The following is a 6,877-nucleotide window of genomic DNA, read 5'->3' on the forward strand; positions in this document are numbered from 1 at the left end:
GTAAGCGAAAGCTCTCCGGGATCGGGGGGGAAGAGCGCCCCGGAATTGTGCATCGGCTGGACAAAGACACGTCGGGCTTGCTCGTGGTGGCCAAGAACGATGTGGCACACCGGCACCTCCAAGAGCAGATTCAGAGCCGCACGGCCAAGCGCACCTATGTGGCCCTGGTCTGGGGAAGCCCCCACTTTGATGATGCCGTGATCGAGGCTCCTATTGACCGCCACCCAGGGGATCGTCACAAAATGGCCGTCAGTGAGCCCGGTGAGGGCCGCGATGCCGCCACGGAAGTGCACGTTCTAGAGCGCCTTGGCCCGATGACCATGATCGAGTGTCGGCTGCGAACCGGGCGGACGCACCAGATTCGTGTCCACTGCCAGTTTGCCGGTTATCCTGTCGTCGGGGACTCGGTCTATGGGGGGCTACGGAAGCTGGATATCGAGACAAAAGGCCAGGCCCTGCATGCCTGCAAGCTGGAGTTCACCCATCCACGCACCGGGGAAGCCCTCTCGTTTACAGCCCCCTTGCCCGGTTACATGCGAGGTATACTCGCCACCTACCGCCGAAACCATCCCGACTCCTAGATGCGGGGTATAATTTCCGTATGCAACGACTTGCCGTAACACTGGCCGCGCTGGGGCTGGCCGCAGGAGCGCTTCTGCCTGCCATTTCCCAGGATAAGACCCCCAAGGTAGCTCCCAGCCCTGAGGTGATCCAACAGTTCGAGACCCACATTCGCCCGACATTTGTGGCCTCGTGCTTGGGATGCCACAGCAAAGAAAATACACTGGGGAACTTGCGCTTGGATGCTCCGATCACAGCGGCGCAAGCGGCGGAGATTGTTAAGCGTATCCGAGGCGAAGGGGGAAAGCCCCGCATGCCGCAGGGGAATGCAGCGTTGGCCCCGGAGAAAATCGCCGCGATGGAGAGCTGGGCGAAGGCAGGTGCGCCTTGGCCCGTGCTGAAGGGAATGGTTGGCGGCAAGCTCTGGTCACTGGAGCCGGTAAAGAAGCCAGCGCCCCCAACAGTTGTGCTCAAGGCTTGGCCGCGCAGTAGTCTGGATAACTTTATTCTTGCCAAGCTGGAGGCCGCCAAGTTCAAGCCCGCTGCATTTGCGGATCGTCGGACGCTCCTGCGGCGAGCTAGCTACGAACTCACCGGCCTGTCACCCGGCGTCGAAGAAGTCCGTGCGTTTATCGCGGATAAGTCGCCGGATGCCTGGCCCAAAGCGGTGGACAAGCTACTGGCCTCACCGCGCTATGGGGAGCGGATGGCGCGTTTCTGGATGGATATCGCCCGCTATGCCGACACCAAGGGCTATGTCTTCACCGACGATCGCAACTACTACCACGCCTACACCTACCGCGACTGGCTGATCCAGGCTTTCAATGATGACATGCCTTATGATCAGTTTCTCACCTACCAGCTTGCCGCCGACCGGATGGAGGTCGGGGAAGACCGTCGGCATCTCTCCGCGCTGGGCTACTTAACTCTCGGGCGGCGCTTTATCAACAATACCCACGATATTCTCGATGATCGGATTGATGTCACGATGCGGGGGATGCAGGCGATGACCGTTGCCTGTGCCCGCTGCCACGACCATAAGTTCGATCCCATCCCGACAAAAGACTACTACGGTCTCTACGCGATCTTCGCCTCCAGCAATGAGAACCAGCCGGTTATCTCGAAAAAAGAGATCCGTGAGCCGTACGAAGCCCATGATGGCAAGTTCCAGGCGGCCAAGAACGAGCGCGAGGAGCTGATTCGCTCTGAAGTGCGGCGCTTACGAGAGACCGTAAAGGCAAAGACTGCAACTCCGGAGCTCCAGAAGATCCTCCAGGGGTTTCGTGAGAACGAGCAGCCCAACGACAAGCAGCGCAGTGAGCTCCTGCCCTCGTTTGAGCCCGCAAGGCGCGACCGGCTGGCTGAGCTAGACAAGACCATGGAGGAGCTGAAGAAGAGCTACCCACCCACGCCAGAGTTCGCGCATGCCATGACTGAGGGGGCACCGCGTCCCGGCGTGGTCTTTAAGCGCGGCAACCCTGGGAGCCCTGGTGATCCTGCACCGCGCCACTTCTTAACCTGTGTTGAGGGTGAGACTCAGCCGGAGTTTCCCACGGGCGGGCGACTTGAACTTGCCAAAGCGATCACGGATAAGAAAAACCCGCTGACGGCTCGTGTGATCGCTAACCGGCTCTGGCTCCTGCACTTTGGTACCGGGATCGTGCGCACCCCCTCAGACTTTGGGCGGCAGGGAGAAAAGCCCACACACCCGGAGCTTCTCGACTGGCTGGCCTCGACTCTGATGGAAGACGGCTGGAGCCTCAAGAAGCTACAGCGCCGCATGCTTCTTTCTGCAACCTGGATGCAGAGTAGCGATACCACGGAAGCCGTCTTTCTAAAAGACCCTGAGAACCGCCTCTACGGACGACAGAGCCGTCGGCGACTGGAGCTGGAGCAGCTCCGCGATAGCCTGCTGCAAGCGGCGGGAACTCTGGACACAAGCAAGCTAGGGGGTAAGAGTGAGGAGCTCTGGATGGGCAACTACACCAAGCGCCGTGCTGTCTATGGCTTTATCGAGCGCCAGAACCTACCCGGAATCTTCAAGACTCTCGACTTTGCAACTCCCGATGCGACAAGTCCCCAGCGCTTCAAGACCATTGTGCCACAACAGGCACTCTTCCTGATGAACTCTCCCCTTGCCGCTGATCAGGCTAGAGCACTTGCCAAGGGAATTACGGGAAAAGACGAAACGGAGAAAGTGGTCGCCCTGTATCAGAAGCTTTTTGAGCGTGCGCCCAGTAAAGAAGAGCTGAACCTCGCGCTCAACTACTTAGTTGCTCCAGACAAAGCGGCTCTGAAGCTAGAGGCACAGGGCAACGGGCCGTGGCGCTACGGTTGGGGGCTGGTGGACGATACCTTGGGCAAGATAAGTGTCTTTAATGAGTTCAAGGCTTTTGTAGACTCTCAGTGGCGTGTGGGTAGCGTCCTCCCTGACCCGGTGCATGGCTGGCCGATGCTCAGCCGCGATGGAGGGCATCCCGGCGATTCGAAGCACATGGTCATCCGCCGCTGGGTGAGCCCTCTTGAAGGAACCGTCCGAGTTTCGGGGACACTGAACCACCCTGGCACCGTTGGGGATGGGGTTCGTGGGCGTGTTGTGCACTCACGTAGCGGTGTGCTTGGGGAGTGGGTGGCGCAGAAGAGCCAGGCGGAGACGAAGGTAAACACGATAGAGGTCAAGCGCGGCGATACCCTCGATTTTGTCGTGGACTGTCGTGCCAATGAGAACACAGACTCTTTTGCCTGGGCTCCCTCGGTCACGATTGCGGGTACGAAGGTGGTTGGAAGCAAGCGACAAGCCTGGAAAGCCGAAGCGGACTTCGGTGGCCCACCGCCCGCTGCTGCGACCCCGCTCAGCAAGTGGGAGCGCTACGCACAAGCCCTGATGCTCACCAACGAGTTTCTTTACGTGGACTGAACTATCGCCGCTTTGTCATGAGCGGCATCTTCGGGCCAGATCACGCCGATGGTGAGCAAGAGATTTGCATAGGGTTGCTGCTCCCCCGTGGCAATCACGAGGGCCGTATCGGGGAGCAAGGCGGCTTTATAGAACTCGGGCAGGGGGCGCTCGATGAGGGCGATTCCCGGCAGCAGGGCACGAAACTCAGCCCAGATCGGGGGCTCCGTGCCGTCTTCCGACTGCATGACTTCCGCACTCTCGATCGGAATTGTGTGGGTGAGGGCTTCCAGTACCTCCGTCACTTTCACGGTGCCAGGAGCGAGATTCAGAAAGACCCGCTTTGCGGCGGGGTTGGACTTGGTGCTGTGCGGGTAGTTCCCATCCGTAATCAGGACCTTGGCACGGTGCCCGGCCATCGCAAGAGCGTGGAGAATCTCGGGATGCGTGAGGCGCGTCTTTAGCATTTTCGTTACTACTCCAGCAATGCGACGCGGCGCTCGTAGTTTTCATAGCCCACGAGGCAGGCCGTGAGCCAGGGAAAAGCGGCTGCGTAGCCTGCCAAGACATCGCTGGGATAGTGGACCCCCAGATAGACCCGGCTGACCCCAATGAGCGCGATAAACTTGGTCGCCAGAATCGCAATCCCGAGTCGCTGCTTAAGAGGCTTACCCTTCATCCACCAGTAGGCGAGGGTGCCGTAGAAGCACAGCGAGATAAACGAGTGCCCCGATGGGAAGCTAAAGGTCTCCTCGGTGGCGAGAGCTTCAATCAGGCTGGGGCGCTGTCGCCCGACGCGGTACTTAATCGTGCCAATAATCGCCCCACCACCCGAGAGCACCACAGCCATCAGAACCGCCTCGTTGCGCCATTTCTTACTGCGCCAGGCGATCATCATGCTGGCCAGGCCCAAGGCGGACATGATATCGGGACGGGCTAGGTCCGAGACGGTGCGCATGAGGACGGTTCGATTGGGGGTGCGAAGCGATTTTGCCAGATTGAGACCATCGTGGTCGAAGCGCCAGACCCCATCTTGTCCACGAATGTCATCGGCGATATTGAAAAAGAGTGCCATCGCACCCGCCGAGACCGCAGCCCCAAGCGCGACGGGCGTCACTGCCACTTCCAAGAGGGGGACAATACGCTGCCGTGCCTTACGTCCCAGAAATGCCGCCGCCACTGTCCCTGCCACCGCCGCCAAACGTCGCGTCAACCCCATCTAGTCGTCATCCTTAAAACCGGAGTTGCGGAACATCTCCGCGATCTTATCATCACGCTCTTTGCGCTTGCGCTCATCACGGGCTTTCTGCAGCGGGTTGCTACGCGGCTTCTTGCCCCCCCGAATGTCTTTATCGAGGTCTGCAAAACGAAGATTAGGCGCATCTTTCTTCTTTTTGCCAAATCGCGCCTCGGCCCACTCACGCCCACCTCGCACCCACCACCAGGCTGCCGCACAGCCGCTGAGCCCAACAAATCCTGTCCAGGGGCTCCCGAGAGACTGTGAGGTCTCAAAGTAGGCCATGCCCGCTGTGATTGCCGCTATGGCGAGTGCGGGGACGGGAAAGATAAAGCTAAAGAGAATGGTCTGCTGTCGGTTGAGCCAGCACCAGGCAACCGTGAGAGGAGCGATGGCAACGCCCAGCCCCCCGAAGATCCCATCAGCCCCCCAGATGAGCATCGGGAGCACAGTCGCGGAGGTGAGGAGAGTTGTCGCTAGAACAAACTTCAGCAGCCGCTCCGTCCCCCACGAGCGCTCCATACTCCCGCCGATAGTCCATGTCCAGAGCGAGAGACAGAGAAGCCCGAAGGGGGAGTATAGCCCGAGCAAGGGCCAGGTAAGCACTGTCCACGGATGGCGCAGGCTCTCGGGCGTCAGTGCCATCCCCGGAACGAGCCAGAGTCTCTGGCCAAAGTGGATGAGGAGAAAGGTGATGACATTGGCAAGGATGAGCACTAAGGTGACGGGCGTATCCCGTGAGCTGAGCTTGGGCATCTGGGGTGACTGCTGGCTATTCTGGTACATGCTCCTCCATTTTACCAGAGTCTGCCATAAGTACAGTGGTTCTATAGCCGTTCACTATTTTGCTATTTTATCTTTGAAAACACCGCATTCGTACGTGCAAAGAGGCATTTTTATACTGAAACCGGTATTCAAAGCAGGATTAATACCCGTATAAGCGCGGTAGATTGGCCTCTCTGCAACTCCGAATATTGGTGTACGACAAGTTCCTGAATAACGCTGGGAATGGCACGGGACTTGCGACATGGTAAAAATATGGGCAAGATTACACAAACACTCTTTGCGCTGGCTGGCCTCGCCGCTCTCGCAAACTCTGCCTCGGCAGCCGCGCCGGTACGGCTTCAAACACGTGTCTTTGGAGGGAAGACGGTTCACTTCGTGCGGGTCAACTTGGACTCAGATAGCGTCCTCGTTCAGCCAATGATTGCCAAGGGCGGTGTGGGGAGCTCAGAGAGCCTCGCATCGATGGCAAACCGGGGAGCCAAAGTGGTACTCACTGGGGCGTTCTTTGATACCCGGAGCCTTCAGCCGATGGGCGATATCGTGATTGGAAAGAAGCTCCTACACTTTGGTGGACGCGGCGCGGCGCTTTGTCTGCGCCGGGTACGCGATGGTGAGGGGTGGGTGGCAGATATTCGTGCCAACGATGGCATTGACCGCCACACGGACTGGGGCAAGAGCGAGGTGGTGTTGGCAGGAGGCATCCGGCTCCTTGCGGAGGGCGAGATCGTGGTAAACCCCCGGAAGTCAGGCTTTAGCCCCCTGCTGGAGAAGCCAGATCCTCGTGCTGGAGTGGGAATCATGCCCAATGGCGACTTAATTCTCGTGGCCACGAAATCCGCGGTGAGCCTGACGGAATGGGCGCAGATCTTTAAGTCCGTCGGGGCTGTGGAAGCGCTCAACTACGACGGGGGCTCGTCCACCGGGCTCTACATGGATGGTAAGGCGCTGGTGGCTCCGGGGCGCAAGCTCACCAATGCACTGGCGGTCTACGTGGAGCAAGACCGACCCGAAAGTACCAAAGTCTCCAAGGCAGGCACTCGTCGAAAGCCTGTAGTGGTTGCCAAGAAGTAGTACGGGTGGGCCGGGTATTATACTTATGTGCAAAACCGTGTCTGGGCGGAGGTTTCCTTGGAGGCCATCGCCCATAATTTTCGTCTCCTGAGCGCCCGCTATGGCGATGTAGCCGCGGTGGTGAAGGCCAATGCCTACGGCCATGGACTGGTTCCCGTCGCCCGTGCCTGCGTCGCAGCAGGAGCATCGCGGCTCTGTGTGGCCACGCTCGAAGAGGCACTGAACCTGCGCAAGGCGGGGATTTCGCAGACGATCTACCCGCTGAGTGCACTACTTCCCGAAGAGGCCGACGACTGCATCCGCGCTGCTCTCACTCCCTTTATCTC

Annotated in this window: 7 protein-coding genes; 4 read left to right on the forward strand and 3 right to left on the reverse strand. The window is 59.2% G+C overall.

What is annotated here, in order from left to right:
• A partial coding sequence (locus RMO15_RS13225; RefSeq protein ID WP_309713281.1) for an RluA family pseudouridine synthase occupies positions 1 to 581 on the forward strand: 581 nt, incomplete at its 5' end.
• A gap of 20 nt (positions 582 to 601) precedes the next feature.
• Positions 602 to 3,478, forward strand: a complete 2,877-nt coding sequence (locus RMO15_RS13230; protein WP_309713284.1) for a DUF1549 and DUF1553 domain-containing protein — start codon at positions 602 to 604, stop codon at positions 3,476 to 3,478.
• On the opposite strand, the gene RMO15_RS13235 is transcribed toward RMO15_RS13230, so the two are convergent.
• Genes RMO15_RS13235 through RMO15_RS13245 form a run of 3 tightly spaced genes read right to left on the reverse strand, consistent with a single transcriptional unit; the run spans position 3,466 to position 5,480 of the window.
• Positions 3,466 to 3,924: an RbsD/FucU family protein gene (locus RMO15_RS13235; RefSeq protein ID WP_309713285.1), complete on the reverse strand. Its 459-nt coding sequence runs from the start codon at positions 3,922 to 3,924 to the stop codon at positions 3,466 to 3,468. The two genes, RMO15_RS13230 and RMO15_RS13235, sit on opposite strands and share 13 nt — an antisense overlap.
• 8 nt (positions 3,925 to 3,932) lie before the next feature.
• On the reverse strand, positions 3,933 to 4,676 hold the full coding sequence (locus tag RMO15_RS13240) for a phosphatase PAP2 family protein (protein ID WP_309713287.1): 744 nt from the start codon (positions 4,674 to 4,676) through the stop codon (positions 3,933 to 3,935).
• Entirely contained in the window at positions 4,677 to 5,480 is an 804-nt protein-coding gene (locus tag RMO15_RS13245) for a rhomboid family intramembrane serine protease (RefSeq protein ID WP_309713289.1), read from the reverse strand.
• A gap of 252 nt (positions 5,481 to 5,732) precedes the next feature.
• Between RMO15_RS13245 and RMO15_RS13250 the strand changes: the two genes are divergently transcribed.
• Entirely contained in the window at positions 5,733 to 6,551 is an 819-nt protein-coding gene (locus tag RMO15_RS13250; RefSeq protein WP_309713292.1) for a phosphodiester glycosidase family protein, read from the forward strand.
• 27 nt (positions 6,552 to 6,578) lie between these two features.
• On the forward strand, positions 6,579 to 6,877 hold a 299-nt coding region (locus tag RMO15_RS13255), incomplete at its 3' end, for an alanine racemase (protein WP_309713295.1).

This window comes from Armatimonas sp. (assembly GCF_031410135.1).
In the GTDB taxonomy this organism is placed as follows: Bacteria; Armatimonadota; Armatimonadia; order Armatimonadales; family Armatimonadaceae; genus Armatimonas.